The sequence below is a fragment of the uncultured Campylobacter sp. genome (assembly GCF_938030785.1).
Taxonomy (GTDB): Bacteria; Campylobacterota; Campylobacteria; order Campylobacterales; family Campylobacteraceae; genus Campylobacter_B.
In genome coordinates, this window is the sequence record NZ_CALHIK010000115.1 from 1 (window position 1) to 19392 (window position 19392).

The 19392-nt window shown below is 50.1% G+C and carries 16 protein-coding genes and 1 pseudogene; all 17 read right to left on the reverse strand.

Going from position 1 to position 19392, the window contains the following annotated elements; translation table 11 throughout:
• On the reverse strand, positions 1-877 hold an 877-nt coding region (gene msrA, locus Q0438_RS06495), incomplete at its 3' end, for a peptide-methionine (S)-S-oxide reductase MsrA (RefSeq protein WP_299188989.1).
• Positions 878-1698: 821 nt separating this feature from the next.
• On the reverse strand, positions 1699-3237 hold the full coding sequence (purH, locus tag Q0438_RS06500) for a bifunctional phosphoribosylaminoimidazolecarboxamide formyltransferase/IMP cyclohydrolase (protein ID WP_299188992.1): 1539 nt from the start codon (positions 3235-3237) through the stop codon (positions 1699-1701).
• Positions 3238-3253: 16 nt separating this feature from the next.
• Positions 3254-3844: a hypothetical protein gene (locus Q0438_RS06505; protein WP_299189001.1), complete on the reverse strand. Its 591-nt coding sequence runs from the start codon at positions 3842-3844 to the stop codon at positions 3254-3256.
• Between the two features lie 332 nt (positions 3845-4176).
• Positions 4177-4782: a hypothetical protein gene (locus Q0438_RS06510; protein WP_299189012.1), complete on the reverse strand. Its 606-nt coding sequence runs from the start codon at positions 4780-4782 to the stop codon at positions 4177-4179.
• A gap of 328 nt (positions 4783-5110) precedes the next feature.
• A complete protein-coding gene (locus Q0438_RS06515) occupies positions 5111-6142 on the reverse strand; it encodes a hypothetical protein (RefSeq protein WP_299189013.1) in 1032 nt (343 codons plus the stop codon).
• 415 nt (positions 6143-6557) lie between these two features.
• Positions 6558-7526, reverse strand: coding sequence for a DnaJ domain-containing protein (locus tag Q0438_RS06520; protein WP_299189015.1), 969 nt, complete (start codon positions 7524-7526; stop codon positions 6558-6560).
• Positions 7527-7529: 3 nt separating this feature from the next.
• Positions 7530-9725 (reverse strand): phosphoribosylformylglycinamidine synthase subunit PurL, encoded by a 2196-nt coding sequence (gene purL, locus Q0438_RS06525; protein WP_299189018.1) that lies wholly within the window; start codon positions 9723-9725, stop codon positions 7530-7532.
• Positions 9726-9789: 64 nt separating this feature from the next.
• Positions 9790-10545: a glycosyltransferase family 2 protein gene (locus Q0438_RS06530; RefSeq protein ID WP_298978891.1), complete on the reverse strand. Its 756-nt coding sequence runs from the start codon at positions 10543-10545 to the stop codon at positions 9790-9792.
• The gene (locus tag Q0438_RS06535) at positions 10542-11333 is read right to left on the reverse strand and encodes a polysaccharide deacetylase family protein (RefSeq protein ID WP_299189021.1); all 792 of its coding nucleotides are present in this window, start codon (positions 11331-11333) and stop codon (positions 10542-10544) included. Before Q0438_RS06535 ends, Q0438_RS06530 begins: the two co-directional genes overlap by 4 nt.
• Positions 11330-12496 (reverse strand): glycosyltransferase, encoded by a 1167-nt coding sequence (locus Q0438_RS06540; RefSeq protein WP_299189034.1) that lies wholly within the window; start codon positions 12494-12496, stop codon positions 11330-11332. Before Q0438_RS06540 ends, Q0438_RS06535 begins: the two co-directional genes overlap by 4 nt.
• On the reverse strand, positions 12484-13716 hold the full coding sequence (locus Q0438_RS06545; protein WP_299189043.1) for a glycosyltransferase: 1233 nt from the start codon (positions 13714-13716) through the stop codon (positions 12484-12486). Before Q0438_RS06545 ends, Q0438_RS06540 begins: the two co-directional genes overlap by 13 nt.
• Positions 13713-14531 (reverse strand): polysaccharide deacetylase family protein, encoded by an 819-nt coding sequence (locus Q0438_RS06550; protein ID WP_299189045.1) that lies wholly within the window; start codon positions 14529-14531, stop codon positions 13713-13715. Before Q0438_RS06550 ends, Q0438_RS06545 begins: the two co-directional genes overlap by 4 nt.
• Positions 14528-15715, reverse strand: coding sequence for an O-antigen ligase family protein (locus Q0438_RS06555; RefSeq protein ID WP_299189048.1), 1188 nt, complete (start codon positions 15713-15715; stop codon positions 14528-14530). The genes Q0438_RS06550 and Q0438_RS06555 overlap by 4 nt, the downstream gene beginning before the upstream one ends.
• The gene (locus tag Q0438_RS06560) at positions 15712-16788 is read right to left on the reverse strand and encodes a glycosyltransferase family 4 protein (protein ID WP_299189050.1); all 1077 of its coding nucleotides are present in this window, start codon (positions 16786-16788) and stop codon (positions 15712-15714) included. The genes Q0438_RS06555 and Q0438_RS06560 overlap by 4 nt, the downstream gene beginning before the upstream one ends.
• Positions 16785-18245, reverse strand: a complete 1461-nt coding sequence (locus tag Q0438_RS06565) for an ELM1/GtrOC1 family putative glycosyltransferase (RefSeq protein WP_299189052.1) — start codon at positions 18243-18245, stop codon at positions 16785-16787. The genes Q0438_RS06560 and Q0438_RS06565 overlap by 4 nt, the downstream gene beginning before the upstream one ends.
• Entirely contained in the window at positions 18215-19096 is an 882-nt protein-coding gene (locus Q0438_RS06570) for an acyltransferase (protein WP_299189067.1), read from the reverse strand. The genes Q0438_RS06565 and Q0438_RS06570 overlap by 31 nt, the downstream gene beginning before the upstream one ends.
• A gap of 61 nt (positions 19097-19157) precedes the next feature.
• A pseudogene (locus Q0438_RS06575) lies at positions 19158-19392 on the reverse strand (tRNA uridine-5-carboxymethylaminomethyl(34) synthesis GTPase MnmE); the annotation flags it as partial.

Here is a 19392-nt window from a genome sequence, read left to right on the forward strand (position 1 = left end):
CATCTTGCGCGTACGCGATCGCATCGGTCGTTATCGGCTTTGAAAAGCTCGGCCATCCGCAGCCTGCGTCAAATTTATCGGTGGATGAAAACAGCGGCTTTTTCGACACGATGTCGATGTAAATGCCCTTTTTATAATTCTTGTCGTATTCGCTCGAAAACGGCCGCTCGGTCGCCTTTTCCTGCGTAACTTGATACTGAAGCTCGGTTAAATTTTTCTTCAGCTCCTCCTTGCTTTGCACTTTAAATTTCTCATCGTCCTCAAGCGGCTTTTTAGCGAGGCGCAGATCGATGTGGCAGTATCCGCCGGGATTTTTGCCGAGGTAGTCCTGATGATACTCCTCGGCGCGGACGAAATTCCTTAGCGGCGCCACTTCTACGGCGATCTTTTCTTTAAATTTCGCCTGCTGCGCGGCTATGAAAAAGCGCGCTAGCTCGCCGCTCGCCTCGTCGGTGTAGTAGATGCCCGTGCGGTATTGGCGACCGCGATCGTTACCCTGTTTATCGATCGAGAACGGATCGATGATGCGGAAATAATGCGCCAAAATTTCAGGCTCGCTGATGACGTTGGCGTCGTATTTTAAGTGTAGCGTCTCGGCATGATCGCTGCTATGTAAGCCCTCGTAGCTTGCTTTATCGCTCTTGCCGTTGGCGTAGCCCACCTGCGTCGCGACTATGCCGTCGAGCTGCTTAAAATACGCCTCCATGCCCCAGAAGCAGCCGCCTGCTAGATAAATTTCTTTCACGTTTGCGTTCATGCCGCCCCCTTTAACTTTAAAATTTGCGTCCGCCGCGCTGCCGCCGTCTGCGGCATTTAGCACGACTAAATAACCTGCCGCCAAAGCAAAGAGGCAGATTAGGGCTTTGAAAATTTTCATTTTGATCCTTTCGTTTTGAATTTTGCGCAATTTTACAATCTCTAAATGAAGCGAGAGTGAAATTTTGCCGAGCTTGATATTTGCCACAAACGGCGAAATTTAAAGACGCTTGAGCGCGGCTCGGTAAAATTTGCCTCAAAATTTTGAGGCTACGGCAAAATTTACGTTAAGTTGCGCGCTGTAATAAAACCGCGCTAAGGCTGCGTCGAAATCGCGCGTCGTAATAAAACATTCGCCCAAGCCGCGTACGCCGCGCTATTCTACGTAAATTTTAAAATTTATGGCGCAACGAAGCCCGTGAACTTGCGTAAATTTTAAAATTCCTAGCAAAATGCAACCGAGTAGCCCTCGTAAATTTAAACCGATAAATTTATATCAAACTACGCAGACATAGCGGCAAACCTAGCATTCTGCCGATTAAATTTAAAATTTACGCGTCGCGGTCGCAAGATAAAATTTCGCGACCATTTAGGGGGCGGCGAGTGATTAAATTTAAACTGCGCCGTACCGCTACGAAGCGGTATGCTGCGCAGCTAAATCGGCGCCGCATAGCCGTATGGCAAAACGCAAGTAGTCCGATTCGCATCACGCTCGCCGCGTATCGGAGCGCAGTCAAATTTACATCGCGCACGGCTGCATAACGGAGGTAGCCGGATCCGCTACGAGCTGGCGCGTAACAAAGCACCGTGCATTAGACCCACGCCGCGCGCAATGAAGCTAGCGCTACGAGATCCGCTCCGGCGCGGTTTTTAAGATTTGCAACGACATAAAAAGCTACGAAGCGAGCGCAATAAATCCGCTCCGACGCAGGCAAGCGAAATTTAGTGCAAAAAGTGGCGCACTCCCGTAAAATACATCGCCATGCCAAACTCGTCGGCGCTTGCGATCACCTCATCGTCGCGGATGCTGCCGCCTGGCTGCACGACCGCCGCGACGCCCGCAGCATGGGCGATCTCGATGCTGTCTTTAAACGGGAAAAACGCCTCGCTGGCAAGCGCGCAGCCGCGCAGATCGACGCCCACGTCGCGAGCCTTTGCCACTGCCGCACGCGCGGCGTCCACGCGGCTCGTCATACCCATGCCGATCGCGACCATCGCCCGATTTTTGACGTAAACTACGCAGTTGCTCTTCGTAAGCGCGGCGATCTGCCACGCGATTTTTAGATCATCGAGTTCAATCTCACTCGCCGCGCGCTTGGTGACGCAGCGGGCGTTTGCAACCTCGCCCGCACCCACGTAGTCGCGCTGCTGATACACAAAGCCGCCGTCAATAAATTTAAAATCATACTTGTCGTTTTCGCGAATTAAAAACTCCCCGCCCTGCTCGAAAATTTTAATACGCTTTTTCTTTTCAAATACCGCAAGCGCTGCGGGCGTGACGCGAGCGGCGAGGATAACTTCGACAAAAATTTCATTGATTTTATGCGCCAACTCCTCGTCCAAAACGCCGTTTATCGCCACGACGCCGCCGTATGCCGAGACTGGATCGCATTTTAGCGCCTCTACGTAGCTTTCAAGCAGGCTCCCCTTTACGGCAAAGCCGCATGGATTGGCGTGCTTGCAGATCGCCACCGCAGGCGCCTCCCCGAAGCTGCTAGCCAGCATCAGCGCGCCGTGCATATCGGTCATATTGTTAAAGCTCGCCTCACCCTTTAGACTCTTAAAATGGTTGCCAAAAAACTCCTCGAACTCGTACAGCGCGCCCTTTTGGTGCGGATTTTCGCCGTATCGAGTGTCGAATACCTTGCTGCCCGTGATAAATTTTTTCGCGCCGAAGCCGCCGTTAAAGCGCTCGTTCATATAGTTTGCAATCATCGCGTCGTAGGCTGCGGTGTGCTCATAAGCTTTAATCATTAAATTTTGTCTAAATTTCAGCTTCTCGCTCTCGTCCGCGCCGCTTAAATTTTGCAAAACCTCGCCGTAATCAAGCGGGCTCGTGACGACATAGACGCTGGCAAAATTCTTAGCCGCACTTCGCACCATCGCAGGGCCGCCGATGTCGATATTTTCGATAATCTCGGAAAAATCGTCGGTGCGAGCTACGGTCGCTTTAAAAGGATATAAATTTACGCAGACTAGATCGATGCCGCCGATGTCGTGCTGCGCGGCTTGGCTTGCGTGATTTGCGTCGTTTCGCTTATATAAAATTCCGCCGTGGATCTTTGGATGCAGGGTCTTAACCCGCCCCTCAAACATCTCGGGCGAGCCCGAGTACTCGCTAACCTCGAGCACCGCGACGCCGTTTTCGCGCAGAAGCTTAAACGTGCCGCCCGTGCTTAAAATTTCAAATCCGAGCTTCTGTAGCCCGCGAGCAAACTCTACGACGCCCTCTTTATCGCTGACGCTGATTAACGCTCTCATCTTTTCTCCTTTTGATTTATTCGCATAGTTTTTTAAAAATCAGCTCGCGCATATCGTTTGCGTTAAGCTGAAAATACAAAATCGCCTCGTGGCGAGCCTTTTGATACTCGTGCCTCGTCTTTTCATCCGCCGCGCCGAGCTTTGCGCCTTTAAATTGCGCCATGCGCGCCGAACTCAGCTCTTTTAGCCTCTCATTATCGCGAGAAATGCCGCCGCTATAATTAAACCACTCTTTGCTTTGAAAAATATTAAATAAAATTTGAAAATCTACGAAATTTCCCCTATTGTACTCGGCGCAGACCCCGTTTTTATCGCTTACGGCGTAGATCGCGCCATATCTGCGCTCGAAAAAATATAGTTTTATGAGCTTTGGGTTTTCGTCTAAATTTGCGCCGCTACCGCCTAAAATCGCAAGCTTCGCATCGCCTCGCGTTTCGTAAGGGCCTAAAATCGCGCCGTTTTCGTAGAGATTGCCGCCGTAAAAAGCGTATTTCGTATCTCCAAGCTCGTTTGAAAGAACGTAGGTTTTATCGGTTGTGGGCGAGTTTTTGCCCGCGCAGCCGAGCAGCGACAGAGCCAAAAACAGAGACGAGATAAAAAATTTCATCACGAAAAATCCTTTAAATTTTAAAATTTTGCCTAATTTATGAAGCAAAAATCGGCAAAGCGAAATTTTCTAAATTTACCGCATTTACCGCGCGCAAATTTTAAATTTACTTTTCAAATGCCGCCGCTTTGCTCGCGCGGACGTAAATTTTAAAATTCTGCGCCGCTTGCAAAGGCCAAATTTAAAAGCTGCGCGCAAAACGTAAATTTAAACTGCAGCGTAAGCTTAGCCGAAAAGATCGGCGCAAACCGGCTAAATTTAAAATTTCACGCCGCAGCTTTTATCGCCAAGCCAGGTTGGCGCCTCCTCTTGCCGCTTTTAAAATTTTAAATTTACCTGCACATCCTGTTTTCCAGCTCATCCATAAGCGCGGCTACGTCATCGCCCACGAGCTCCATTAGCGCCGTTTGTCGCTGCTGATCGCTCATATTTTTTGCAAGCGCAGGGCTTAGATATTCATATTTTTCATCGCTGCTTAGCGCGCGCGAGTTCGAAATATAGGCCTTGGCGCTATAGGATTTAACGAACGCCTCGCCGTCATAAACGCTTCGATAAATCGTAATATCCACCAAATAGCCCGATCTGTAAGCCTCGCAAATGCCGCCCTGGTGGTAAAACTTCACCACCTTCACGCCGCTTCTTGGGTCGAAAAGATATTTGTTGTAGCTCTTTAAATTTTTGCTTTTAACCGCGCTATCGTCGGTGTAGGCGTAGGAGCCACCCTGCCCGTCGGTCGCGACGCCGAACTCCGCCTCGCCTATCTTTTCATATTTGCCCAGCAGCTTGCCGTTTTCATACACCTCGCCCGCGCGCACCTCATAGACCTTCCTTTGGTTGCCGTCGAAAATTTTCAAAGCGTCGCCGCTCCCGGCCTTTGAAGGCGTAGCGAAGCAGCCCGCAAGCAAAAACCCAGAAAAGATTAAAATCAAATTTTTCATTTTTCTCCTTTTAAAATTTTAAGGCGCGCAGCAACTCGCGCACACCGCAAAATCGGTAAAATTTAAAGCGCATCAAGCGCGCGCTAAATTTAATCGCACAAGCGCGATAAATTCCGCATTGCGCGCCATGAATTTAAAGGCGCCTAGCTAAATTTAAAGCTGCAGGCACGCCGCTGGATCGATCAAATTTCAAATTTCAAACCGCGCCGTTTGACAAACAAGCGCGCTGCGTTCGCACAAAACCGCTCGCGCCGACTGTTTAAATTTTGCGCGCCGATTTAAATTTTACAAGCCGCAAATTTAAAGCGACGCGAAATCCAAAACCGCACTAAATATAATAGATGCTGTTTTTGATATTTTTGCCGTCGATCTCGTTTTTGCGCCACGAGCTCTCGTCGTTTAGCACGATCCAGCGCTTCTCCTCCTCGCGGTAAAACCAGTCCTTGTCGATCTGATAGTAGATCTGGCATCCCAAAATTTCGATGATATTGGCGATGTTGTTGTCGTGGTAGTTGTTCTCGTCGAAGTCGGTGAAGGTGCGCTGCCCCATCTCGGCGTAGAGCTCGTTTAAAATTTGAAGCATCTCGCTTAGGCGCATATCCATCTTCTCGACCTGAAGCCCAAGCTCGTTAGCCTCTCTGAATAAGATCGGATAGTCGTGCGACGGATAGCCGCTGTTTAGCTTGTCGCTGATAAAGGCGATCTTTTGCTCATCTTCGAAATGATAGCGCAGAATTTCGCGGCAAATTTTAAGCGACAGGCTGCTTGCGCGATCGACGGCGCCAAAAACGAGCGGATGGATATATTTGTAAAGCTCCTTGTACGGGTTCTCGTCGTTCGGGCGCTCGTTATTTTTCCAAAGCTTCACCACGCGGCTTAGCTCGTCCATCGAGACGTTGGCTTGGTCGTTGGTGTTCGTAACGGGCGAAAGCTCGTGTCGCAGCGAAGTATCGACCGATGTGAGATAGCCTAGCGGCCCCATTAAAATTTTATTCGCCCCAAGCGCCATCATCGTAGCCGCCGAAGCGCAGTTTGCCGGCACCAGCGCGATCAGCTCGTCGCAGTGGTTGCGCAGGATCGAGACGATCTTAAGCGATGCGATGCCGCTGCCGCCGTCGCTTTTGATGTAAAGATAGAGCTTTTCGAAATGCTTGCCCTTGAGGTGGTCGTTGATACTGATCGCGTCGTTACCGCAGACGCTGCCCGCGCCCGAGTTAAAATAGGTAAGCAGCGGCGCGCCCAGATATTTCTCGATATTCGTGATGATCTCTTGGGTTTGTCGCATCAAAATCGGCGGTTGCTTCGCCGCCTTTTTAGCGCCCTGCTTCTGCTGCTCCTCGTCTTTGGATAAAAATCCCATGTTTTTCCTTTCGTGTTGGTTTGGTTTTAAAATTTTATTTCATAAATAACAAGCAGCCTTAACGCTATTACATATTAAAATTTTAACGTCCACGCATACTTGCCGCCTTTATCTTGCACTTAAAATTCTCGTACCGCATGCTAGACTGCCTGCACGATGTGCATCAAGGCTGTATTAAGCGCCCTGCAGGTCTCGCAAGCTTGGAATTTTAAAATTTAGATACAAATTTAACTATGCCGCACGCTTTGACATTTCACTGCCGCGCCGCACCCAATTTCTCGCGACCTGAAATTTTCGCACGCCGCGCATATTGCGATATCGCACCTTAAAATTCCTTCGCCGCACCTTATCGCCGTATCGCGATCCATCTTAAAATTTCAAGGCGTTTTGCGCCCTCAAATTTTAAAATTTCGCCTTACTTCTCGCCGAAGCGCTCCTTTAAAATTTTATACGCCTCGTTGATCTCCTGAAGCTTCTTCGTGCCCTCCTGGATGATCTCCTCGTCCGCGCCCTTGCCCATCAGTATGTCGGGATGGTATTTTTTCACGAACTCGCGATATTTTTTCTTGATCTCGTTAAACGTAGCGTCCTTGGAGAGCCCCAAAATTTCATACGGATCTCTTTTGCTTTTGGCCGATCCGTAGCCTTGCGAGCTACCCGAATATCCGCCGCCATATCCGCCAGAATATCCGCCGCCGTATGAACCGCCAGAGCTCTGCGAGCCTCCGTAGCCGTAGCCTGTACCGCCGCCATAACTGCTGCTGCCGTAGCCGCCGGTGCTTCTGCCGCCGTATTTGTCCCAATACCCGCCGCTTCTTGTGCTATATCCGTCGTATTCGTCGTAAGCCGTATCGCTTTGCGCGCCGCCATTTTCGTAATATGTGCCGTAAAAGCTGCGCTCAAAGGTCGCAAACATCTGGCTTTGGATATGCTCGGGCAAGCCCAATCCGTCGCAAATCTGCGAGATCGTGCGCCGCTCTGCCGCGCTAAAACCGCGATCGACGTAGGCTAAATTTAAAAAGAAATAGATTAGCCCAGTTTTGCGGCTCGGGCTCGGGCGGTAGGTTTGGTTATATTTCTCGGCGAGCTCGCGCACGTTTGCGAGACTTTCTTTCTCGAGCTTATAAACGAGTTTCAGCGCCTCTCGCTCGCGCTCGCCGGCGCCCATTTGGCGCACCAAATCGTCCAAAATTTCGCTTATCATCGCAGCTTCGGACTCGCTTACGTGCCCGTCGCTTTTGGCGACCTTGGCTAGAAGCGCTACTAAAATTTTAGCCTCTCCTAGCTGCATTAGCGCCTTGCCGCGATAGCCGGAGTTACCGAAAACTCCGCCGATCTGGGCAAAGATATAAAGCGCGATTAAAAGAAATACAATGCCGAGCACGCGCTAATCTTCGCTCTTTACGATCTTGGCAAACTCGCCAAAGTAAATTTCTTTTAGCGCGCCAAGGTTTTTGCGGACGGAATTTATGCGAAACTCTTCACCGCCGCTAACACCTAGGCGCATTAAGCTTAGCCCGTATTTTGCGGCCAGCTCTTTAAATTTCGTCTCATCGCGTACACCGAAAATCGCGCGCGAAAAGCTCTCGTCGAAAATATCTCTACTATCGTCGCAGCTCATCTCAAACTCGCCGCCGATGCCACCTACGCACGCCATCTTAGCTAGCGTAATTGCCACGCCGCCGATTCCTACGGAGTTTGCAAATTCCAAAACTCCGCTCCTGCCCGCCTCGATCGCGAAGTCCCACAGAGCGCGCTCGGCTTTTAAATTTAACTCAGGCAGGCTGCCTGCGACGCGATTTTCTACCGCTTTCATATAAAGCGAGCCCGCAAAAACGCCCTTCGTGTCACCCGCCAGATAGACGTTCACGCCGCTAGCGCAAAAATCGCTAGGGATGATCTCGTCCTCGTTTGTGCCCACGCACACGATCGCGGGAGTGGGCTGGATGCTAACGCCGCCCGTTTCATTATATAGGCTTACGTTGCCGCTTACGACGGGAGTATTTAGTGCGGCGCAAGCCTGCTTGATCCCCTCGCAGCCCTGCGCGAACTGCCACATAACCTCTGGATTTTGCGGATTGCCGTAGTTTAGGCAGTCGGTGATGGCTAGAGGCGTCGCGCCGCTCATCGCGACCTTTCGCCCCGCCGACGCTACCGCAAGCGCCGCGCCTATGCGAGGATGGACATAATTCATCCGCGTGTTGCAGTCCGCAGCCATCGCGAGCTTGACGCCGTTTTGCTTAACTCGCATCACCGCAGCGCCCAGCATGCCGGGACGCTTAGCGGAGCTTAGCCCTACGTTAGCGTCGTATTGATCGTAGATGTAGGATTTATTTAGCACTTCGGGGTCCTCAAAAATTTTATCAAACGCCGCGTCCAGCTCGCGCTCGCTTGCGCCGCAGCCGCATAAATTTTGCCGCGCGATCTGCGCCATATATGCAGGCTCTTTTATCGGGCGATCCAGCACGGGCGCAGCCTCGCTAAGCGGCTCGATCGGGATAACGCCCGCCAGCTCGCCGTGCCAAAAAAGCTCCATCTTGCCGCTATCCGTCACCTCGCCGATGACGGCGGCGTCGAGATCCCATTTGGCAAAAATTTCTTTGATTTTCTCCTCGCAGCCCTTTTTGGCGCAGATCAGCATACGCTCTTGGCTCTCGCTCAACATCAGCTCATACGGGCTCATCCCCTCCTCGCGCATCGGCACCTTGTCTAAGCTTAACCTCATGCCGCTACCGCTGCGCCCCGCCATCTCAAAGCTGCTTGAAGTAAGCCCTGCCGCGCCCATATCCTGGATACCCACGACGTAATCTGTTTTAAAAAGCTCCAAGCACGCCTCCATCAGCAGCTTTTCAGCGAACGGATCGCCCACCTGCACGGTCGGACGCAGGGATTTGTTCGCGTCGTTAAAGCTATCGCTCGCCATCACGGCTCCGCCGAGCCCGTCGCGACCGGTCTTAGAGCCCACGTAGATCACGCTGTTGCCAACGCCTTCAGCCCTACCGTAGAAAATTTCATCCTTTTTAACGATACCTAGAGCAAAGGCATTAACTAAAATATTGCCGTCAAAGCTCTTATCGAAGCTCGTCTCGCCGCCGATCGTAGGGATGCCCATGCAGTTGCCGTAGTGCGCGATGCCGGCAACCGCGCCTTTAAGCAGATAGCGCTGCTTCCTGGCATTCTCGCTTCTTCCTCGCACCTCACCGAAACGAAGCGAGTTCATATTGGCTTCGACGCGCGCGCCCATCGTAAAGATGTCGCGCAGTATCCCGCCCACGCCGGTTGCAGCCCCCTGAAACGGCTCTATGAAGCTAGGGTGGTTGTGGCTTTCCATCTTAAAAACCGCAGCCATGCCGCCGCCGATGTCGATGACGCCTGCGTTTTCGCCAGGGCCTTGGATGACCCAAGGCGCCTTGGTCGGGAAGCCGCTTAAGTATTTTTTACTCGATTTGTAGCTGCAGTGCTCGCTCCACATCGCGCTAAAAATCCCAAGCTCGAGCAGATTCGGCTCGCGACCTAAAATTTTTAAAATTTTTTCATATTCTTCGTCTGAAATTTTATGTGCCGCTACTACTTTTTTGTCCATTTTTTCGCCCTTTTCGCCGTTAAATTTAGGTCGCAATGATATCTAAAATTTTCTATCATTTCGATTAATCTTCGCCCTTTTTAAGATACTTCTCGTAAAGTTTCGCCTCTTTTAAAAACGCGTAAAATGCGTTAATATTTGCCGTGATAAATCCCTTGCGCCCATCAAAAAGCGATCTGCGCAAAATGTATGATTTAAAAAACGCAAACGGATAGATCAGCAAAAGCTTCGCAAGGCTCGGCTTTTTGCCCTTTTCAAAATCCCCCTGCGCGCGCAGCGTAGAGTAGTTGTTGTTTTTCATAACGAGCTCTGCGATCGGCTTTTCGCTAAAATGGTTGATGCAAAATTTGCTCTTTTTCACCGCGCCTTTTATGATCGAAATTTGCGCGTGCACCCCCATATTTTTATACTCGCCGCACTCCTTACGAAAGAAGCGGATGTGAGTATTTTTGCGCACTAGATCCGAGCACTTGCGCCCTAGCGAGTATTCGTGAAATTTAATATCCAGCGCCGAGTAATCGCTCTGGCTCATAAACTCCTCTATCTCGCCCTTTAGCTCAGGACTTACCTCCTCGTCGCCGTCGAGATTTAGCACCCATTCGTTGCTGCAGAGCGAAAATGCGTAGTTTTTCTGCACCCCCTCGCCCTGCCAGTCGTGGTGGTAAATTTTATCGGTAAATTTACGCGCGATCTGCAGCGTGGCATCGGTGCTGCCGCTATCGACGATTATGATCTCGGCAAAATCCGCCACGCTACGCAGCATACGCTCGATGTGGCGCTCCTCATTCATCACTATCGCATAAACGGACGCTTTAATCATAGTTTGTTCCTTATCCTAGTAAATTTCAGCCAAAAATCAAAAAACCCCTCCGTGCCCAAAATGCCGATACGCTTTACGGCGTATTTGTCGTCGCCCGCCTCGTAAAGTCCGCGCTTGACGACCACCGCGCCTTTAAAATTTGATCTAGCGATATTTAAAATTTCGTCGTTAAATTTACCGTAGGGGTAGGCAAATACCTCGCACGGCCGCCCGCAAATACGTGCTACGCGAGCCTTGGACGCGATGATCTCATCTGCGGCGAGCTGCGGATCGCTCGCGTAGGTAAGGTCTAAATTTACGTGATGCATCGTATGCGCGCCAAACTCCACCAGCCCGCTTGCTTGCATTTTTAAAATTTGCTCCTCGCTCAGCATCCGTGCAAGATGAGCGGTGTTGGCGCGCTCCCAGTCGTTTTGCACGGCGTCCGGCACCAAAAATATGCTCGCTTTGAAATCGTATTTTTTCAAAATTTCAAAGGCGTCGGTAAAATTATTTTCAAACCCGTCATCGAATGTGATGCAAACCGCCTTTTTAGGCAGCCGCTCTAGCGCGATAAGCTCGCTAAGCTTAAAGCTTTTAAAGCCGTTTTTTGCAAGCCACACGATCTGTCTTTCAAAATCCGCAGGTCTTAGCCGCCATTTGTCGAATTTATCGCCCTTGTGCTCCTCTACGCTATGATACATCAGCACCCGCGCCTTATGCCAGCCCTGCGGGATCCGCCACCAGTTATACCGCAGCGAAACGCCCGCTACGGCGGCAAAGATCAAAAAGGCTACAAAATAAATCATCTGAATTTCTCTCCGTTTTTATAGACGAACTCGCGCCACTCGTAAGGCTCACTGTAAAAATCGCTCCGCTCGCTTTTATCTCTTCCGTTTGGTGCGTCGTGACGTTCGCCGCCGCTCTCGCTGCATTTTTCATCAGAAATTTTACCGCAGGCATCTGCGCCAAAGCTCTCTTCAAAGATCGTCTCGAGCATAAATTTTGCCACTCGGGCGGCGTTTGCGATCTTTAGCGTCTTAGCTCTGCCGCGCCGCGCGATACGCGCGTATTCGCCGCCGGCAAGAATGCGCTTGATCTTTGAAAAGCAATCCGCAGGACCGTCAAAATAAACTATCTCCGAGCCATCCTCGTAAAGCCGCTCAAACCCCGCGATCTTGGGGCTAAAAGTGCAGACACCGCATCCTAAAAACTGTGCCATGCGGTCGCTCGCGCCGAGCAATTTATGAGTGCTTGCGCACTCAAGCTCGTCGTCGCGATTAAAATTTATCGCGATCTTTGCAGCCGCGATCTCGCGATGAAATTTATCGCCGAATACGACAGGCGCGCCGAGGCTTGCAAAAATTTTAAGCCTAAGCCCCTCTTTTTCGCAAAAATCGCGCAGCAAAAGCGCAAATTTATACCTCACGTCCTCTTGATAATCGCGCGCTATGTAGATTACGTCGGTCGTTTTAGCGGCGTCTAGGCGTCTATCAAACGCCGCGTCGGAGATATTTGGGAAAAAAGCGAATTTCGCGCCGTATCTTGCCGAAAGATAGCGCAGCTTCAGCGCATTCGCCCAAAAAAACACGTCGATGAAACTTAATTTTTCGAAAAATTCCCGTTTTTCTTGCAGATGATCGACGTACCAGATCGCGATTTTAATCTTAGGAAGCGCCGATTTTATCGCCCGCAGCGCGCTAAGACTGATCTTTTCGCCTTTGCCGATTAAAAGCAGATCGGCGCCGATATTTTCGCAGATACGCACGAGCTTGGCGTTCATCTTCTCTAACCCGCTGTTTTTCAGCCCGCAAAAGCGCAGGCTCCGCTCCCAATCGCGGTAGCTAAAATCATAGACGAAGTGTCCGCTGCGAACGAGCCCGTGGCTGATCTTACGCTCCATACCGTAGAAAAAATTACCGTCGTCGTATTCGTTGAAAATACCGCAATGCACGATCTTTAGGCTTCGCATAACAGCTCCTCGTAGTAATTTTTAAGCGAGCTAATATAATTTTGCAGCGTCAAAGTTTGCTTAAGACCGGCGTGTTTTTGCGCGAAAGCCCAGGCGTATTTGCCGTAAGTGCGGTAAATTTCATCGATCTTGGCGCCTAGATCCGCCGCCTCGCACAAAAACTCCTCGCTTAAAATTTCTGAAATTCCGCCCGCGCGGGTAGATATCAGCACGGGCGAATAAAAAATACCTTCGATCAAAATCACCGGAAAGCCCTCCTTGCGCGAGCTGATGACGTGCAGGTGCGACGCGCTCAGGGCCGCTGCAACGTCGTCGCAAAAGCCGCACAATCGCACGCGGTCCTGCAATTTTAGCGAATCGATTAAATTTTGTAAATTTTGCCTCTCGCCGCCCTGACCGTAAATTTTAAGCTCGAAATCAAATTTCAGCTCGCTTGCGGCGCGGATCAAAAGATCAAAACCCTTGATCTTATCGAGCCTGCCGACCGCGACGATACTAAATTTAAAATTTTCCGCCACCGCGTTTGCGCCCTGTTGCGATACGAATACGCTACTAGTCTTATTTTGCGATGCGTCCGCATCGAAAGGCGTATCTTGCGACACACCCGCCCCGCCAGGCATATCTTGCGACGCAAATGCAGAGCCAGCCATATTTTGCGGCGCGAACGTGCCGCTAGCCGAACCGTTGCATGCGTCTTTTGTTTCCTTCGGCGCTTCGTTTGCGGCACCCTCCACGTCCTTGCAGCGCGCGAAAATTTCACGATTTGCAAACTCCAGCCGCGGCTCTATACCGAAATATATCACCTTTGCGGCGTGATTTATCGTAGTTGCGACTTTGCGCGAGGCTGCGATGACGTTTCGCACGCGATCGAAAACCGGCGCTTTGCGATCGTTGTGTTTGGTCGCAACGAGCTTAAGATTTAAAAATTTTTCGACCACGAAGCCGATCTGTGCGGCTTTGGCGCCGTGCGAATGTAAAATTTCAAATCCGCCCGAGCGTAAAAACCGATAAATTTCAGCGAACAAAAACGGATTGTAGCGTTTGTCGCGGCTTTTGTACTGATAAATTTGCACGCGAGCATCCAGACGCTGTAAAAACTCGCATCTATCGGGCACGATTAGCGCCGTCTGCTCGCTTTTGCAAAGCTCATTTAGCGAGTCGATCACGATCTTTTCGACGCCGCCGTAAAATCTGGAGCAGCAAAGATAGGCGATTTTCATCTATTTCTGCCCTTTTTCATCTTCAAAATAAAGCTAAAAAGCCCCTGCCTACCGCTAACCATGATGCGCGGAATTTCAAAATTTGAGTAGTGTGGGCGCAACACGTCGTTTTTCGTCGTAACGGCGCAGCTAAATCCCGTCTCGCGCGCGCAGCGGACGCTAATCTCGTCGTAAAAGCCGAACGGATAGGCAAAAGCCCTGCAGCAAATGCCAAATCTTGCCTCTATTTCACGCTTTGATTCGCTCATCTGGCGCAGCTGCTCTGCCGCGTCCAAGCTAGGCAAGTTTGCGTGATCGAGCGTATGCGAGCCGATCTCGATAAGCCCGCTTTGCAAAAGCTCGCGAACCTCCTGATCGCTTAGCATCTGCTCGCGATTTAGCTCGTCGCTTGATTTTTTTAGATCCTTATCGGTCGCCCAATTCCCGTCAAAGCGCCGGTTCACGATGAAAATCGTCGCCTTAAAGCCGTATTTTTGAAGTATCGGCAGAGCGCCCGTGAGATTATCGCGGTATCCGTCGTCGAAAGTAATGCAAACCGCCTTTGCAGGCTTTTTATCCAAGCTTGCAAGCTCGCTTAGAGTGTAGCTCGTAAAACCGTTTCGCTTCAGCCACGCAAGCTGTTTTTCAAACGCGGCGGGCTCTACGCGCAAGCGGTTAAATTTAGAGGCATGCTTTGGCAGATGCTCGCGGATCATATGATACATCAGCACGCGCGGATACTCGTAAGGTTGGTCCTTCGCCCACCACGCAAAGCGTAGGCAAAACCACACAAAAAGCGCCGCTGCCGCAAAAGCCAAAACCGCCGCGTAGATCATCGCTCGATCCTCATGCGATAAGCCAAAAAGCTCAAAATCGTAGCCAGACTTAGCGCCTCTTTCGATAGATATGCGCCGTGATCGAACTGGCAATCTATCAAAAGATAGATCAGAAGCGTAAGAACCCCAAACTGCCTGCTTTGAACGCACTCCTTAAAAACGCTAAATAAAATCAAGCCGTAAAAGATAAGGCCGAGCACGCCGCTATAAAGTAAAATTTCTAAAAATAGATTATGCGGCGCGTTGTATTCGGGATGCTCAAGGACCGGGGAGTTTGGCAAATTTATATATGAGCCCAGCCCGTAGCCCAAGATAGGCTTTTGCTGCGCCATTTCCAAAATATAGCTCCAAATCACGGTTCTGCCTGAGGAGTTGCCGCTAAATAGCGCGGCCAGCCTTTGCTCAAACGACGGCGAAAGCGCAAGCAAAACGGCAAAAAGCGCGATGAAACCCACCGTGAAAAGCAGGTATTTTTTGTTTAGACTCTTTAAATTTAGCGTGCCGTAAAACGCAAGCGCACAAAACGCGCCGACCCACGCCGCTCTGGAAAATGAAAAGATCATAAAAAATGCAAATAAAAATAAAGCGGCAAATTTAAGTGCTAAAGGCCACCGTATCGCCACCGCGCTAAGGCAGAGTCCAAAGCCCATAAAAAGCCCTAAGATATTGCGGTTCGAAAGCGATCCGCTAAGTCCGCCGCGAACAGAGTCGCTTGAAAAGACGATCGCATCGGCGCTGCTTACAAGCTGATAGATCACGCTTACCGATAAAATTCCAAGCCCCACGAACAAAAAGGCAAAAACGGCGTTTTCATCAAAAAATTTGAGCTTGTAAAAATAACAAAGCACCAAAAATATCGTGCCGTATCGAAGCACGAAAAATAGCGTGCTCTGCCACGCTTTTTTTGAGATCACGGCCTCGTTTATGAGGTTTGAGATCGCTAGCGTTACCACTAAACAGACAAAGCAGATCGAGATAAATCTCGTTTTTTTCAAAATTTCGCTTAAAATTGCATAGTTTTTAAAATACAATAGATGCGCCAAAAAGAGTAAATTTAGCGCCACAAAGGAGATCTGATAGACCGCGTTTTTGAAAAACAGCGACGCGCACCAAAGAAGTAGCAGCGTTAAAAATGTGATCCTCCAGCCGCTAAGCGCGCCGTTTTCGTAAAAAAATTTTTTCATATTAAACTCTCATAAACCTTTATCGTTTTTTCTACCATCTGCTCCAGGCTGAAGTTTTGCGAAACGTAGCCGTAGCCGTCAAATTTCAGCTCGCGCGCGGGAGCAAACAGCCCCGCTAACGCCTGTGCGTCGCCCACGTCAAAAAAATAGCCGTTTTCGCCCTCTTTTATGATATCCAGCGCACCGCCGTGGCGGGTCGCGATCACGGGGCAGTTTAGCGCGATCGCCTCAGCCATCGAGCGCCCGAAGCTCTCGGGCTTGCTTGAAGCGCTTACCGTGACCGACGAGAGCGAGTAAATTTCTGCCACCTTGCTCTGCGAGCCTGCAAAAATTACGCGCTCGTCCAGTCCAAGCTCAGCTACGAGCGATTTTAGCTCGGAAAAATACTCGTCGCGACCCGCTCCCACGCCGCCTACGATCAAAATTTTAAGCTTTTGTTCGCCTGCCAAAGCTGCGGCGCGGATCAGGGTTTTGTAATCCTTAATCTGCGTGATGCGCCCTACGCCGGAGACAATAAAATCATCCTGCGCAAGGTTAAAATTCTGCCGAAATTCCTTGATGAAGCGCTCGTCTAAATTTTTTGGATTAAATTTTTCTAGATCGATACCGCGCGGAATGATCGTGATCTTGGTCGCATCTACGCCGTAGCTTCGCACCACGTGATCGCGCGCATAGCCGCTAGGACAGATGATCGCGTCCGCATCCGTCATGATTTTGCTGTAGAAATTTACAGAATTTATCCCGTGCACGGTGCTTACGATCTTTGCTTTGGGATGGGCAAATTTAACCAGCCACGCCGGCACGCGGGAGCGGACATGCACGATGTCTGGAGCGATCTCGCTTAAAATTTTACGCAGCTTTAAAACGCGCGACGGAGCGCTTAGGATATCTTTAGAGCAAACGTCGAGCTGCACGTGCACGCCGCCCTCGTTTTCTATATCGGGCGCCAATTTGCCGCCGTTACTGATAACGAAATTTTCGATGCCGCGCCGCGCAAACTCCCTATTTAGCTCGACTACGCCGCGCTCGACGCCCCCTTCGTTTAGCTCTGGCAAAATTTGCACGACCCTCATAACTCTATCTCCCTCACAAATGCCTTCAGATCGTACTTCGCAGTCTTTTTTAGCGCTTCGTCATAGCGCCTAGCATATCCCGTAGAAACGAGAGAGCTTATAAAATCGTCAAATTTATTATGAGCGTCTTTGCGTTTTAAACTCAAAATAGCTACGCTCGCGCTCCCGTTAGATACGGCTTCGCTTATCATCGAAACGCTGTCTTCGCTGATAAAAACCCACTCGCACTGCGCCAAAAAATCGCCGATCGGATTTACTGGCTCGCGGCTGTAAATCACGCTATAATCCCAGCTAAGCTTAGCTAGCGCGCTCTCTGTAACTCGCGGCGTGCGCGGAGAGGTCGTTAGCGCAAACTCACAGTCCGCAAACTGCGCCCTTACGGCTTCAATCTGTTTTAAAATTTCATCCCCCATCTCAAAGCAGGAATTCGGTCCGCCGATGATAAATCCGATGGATTTGCGCTGCGGCTGATACAGCCCCTGCGGGCGCGAAAAGCTAAGCGAGACGGGCGAAATTTTAAGGTTCGCGCGCGGCGGCGGGCGGTCATGCGCGCCTGCGATAATGACGCTAAAATCCTTGCGGTAGCCCTTCGGATACATTAGCGCTACGCTCGGCTTTGCGTATCTACGCGCGTAAAATTTCAGCGCGTAATAGCTCGTCGAGCCCGTGCCTACGAATAGATTAAAATCCGCAAAATTTAAATTGCGATCTGCCAGAGCGTCTAAATTTGCGTTATATGATACGGCGTCTGAATTGGTGCCATTCGGCGCGGCGTCTAAATTTACGCTATTTTGCGAGGCGGAGCTATTTAAAGCGGGACTATTTAAATTTGATCCATTTTTGAGGTCCGCCGCCGTGCCGCCCTCGCCGAAGTCGCACTTAAAAATTTTAAAATAAAGTCCGAAAAAATCAAGCGCGTAGGAGCAAAGTTTAAGAAGCTTGTTTGCGTAAGTGATCTTGCAAATACAAAAATCAAGCCCTTTTAGCTCACAAAATGCGATGCTTTGATTCTCATGCCCCTTGCGGCCGTCGCTTAATATGAGCGCTTTGCGATGCGGATTTTTTGGGGCGGACGGATTTGCAGCGGAGTTTTCGCTGTTTAAATTTAGAGGCCCGCTATCCACGCGCCATACGTAGCCATGGGTGCTCGATCTTAAATTTTTATCTCTAAAGCTTTCGCGTCGCAAAGTGCAAGAGGAACGGCCGCAAACCGATATGAAATTTTTGAAGTCCGAATTTTTGCTCGCTCGCGCGGCAGTGGCGATTGCTACGAAATTTTCGCGATTTAAAATTTTGCCCTCTCGTGCGGCACCACCTAAATTTACGGCGCTTTGCTCTTTTACAAAAAGGCGCAAGCCCTGCGGCGCGGATAAATTTCTTATGGCGCCCTGTCTGCTCTCGCCTTTTAAAATTTGCCGCGCCATAGCTAGTCCATCTTCCAGCGTTTGTGCATCCAAAACCACTGCTGCGGCGCGGTTCTCACGACCTCTTCGAAAATGTCGTTGCACTTTTGCGTGATAAACAGCTCGGCCTCATCCTTATTTAGCCCTTTAGGCAGCGGCGGGAAATCCTTGATCACGATCTCGTAGCGATCATCCTCTCCGCGGCGCGCAAAGATCGGGATCAGCACGGGACGAAATTTCAAATAAAGCGACGCGATGGTCTTCGTGGTGTAACATTGCCGTCCGAAAAAGGTCGTAAGCAGGCTGTTTTTTGTGCCGGGCTTTTGATCGGGCAGGATGCCTACATTGCGCCCCTGCTTTAGCGCCTGCACGAGCCTGCGCATCGCATCGTCCTTATAAATGAGGTCGTTGCCGTATTTTTTGCGAAAAGGGGTAACCAAACGCTCCTCGATAAGCTCGTTATCGCCGCGGCGCCCCACTACCGAGACGGGAAAGCCATTGGCGCCGAAAAAATTGGCTAGAATTTCCCAGTTTCCAAAATGCGCGGTGAAAAATAAAATGCCGTTGGAATTGCCCTTGCTTAGCTCGCGGACGCGCGCTAGCGCCTGCTCTCCGTTTGAAACGAGATCTTCAAATTTAAACCTGCCGTTGTAAAATAAAACCGTGTCGGCAAGCGTCCTGGCGATACTGCGAAAATTCTCGATCGCAAGAGCACCAAGCTCGCTTTCGCTTTTTTGCGGATATGCGATGCGGAGGTTTTCTTTCGCGACGGCAACGCGCCTTGCAAGCTTCCAAGATATCAAAATAGCGAGCTTATCGAACATTTTAATTATGAAATTTTTAGGCGCGAATTTGGTAAATTTTATCAAGCACAGTGCCAAAAAATATTGAGCTTTATCCTTCATCAAATAGCCTCGTTTAAAATGCGAAATTATATTAAATTTTGGCTAATTAGTAGCTAAAACGCTATTTTCCGAGGCAAAAATTCCCGAACATTTCGTCTAGAATTTCATCTCTTTCAAAAGGGCGCGAAACCTGCGCTACGGCGGCGATCGCGCGATTTATCTCAAAAGCGAAAATCTCCAGCTCCTCGTTTTTAAGCTTTTCGCGCGCGTTTTGCAGTGCCTCTAAGGCGGTCTCGCAAATGCCGATCTGCCGGTCGTTGCTTAGCATTAGTCCGTCGAAATTTTGAGAATCTAAG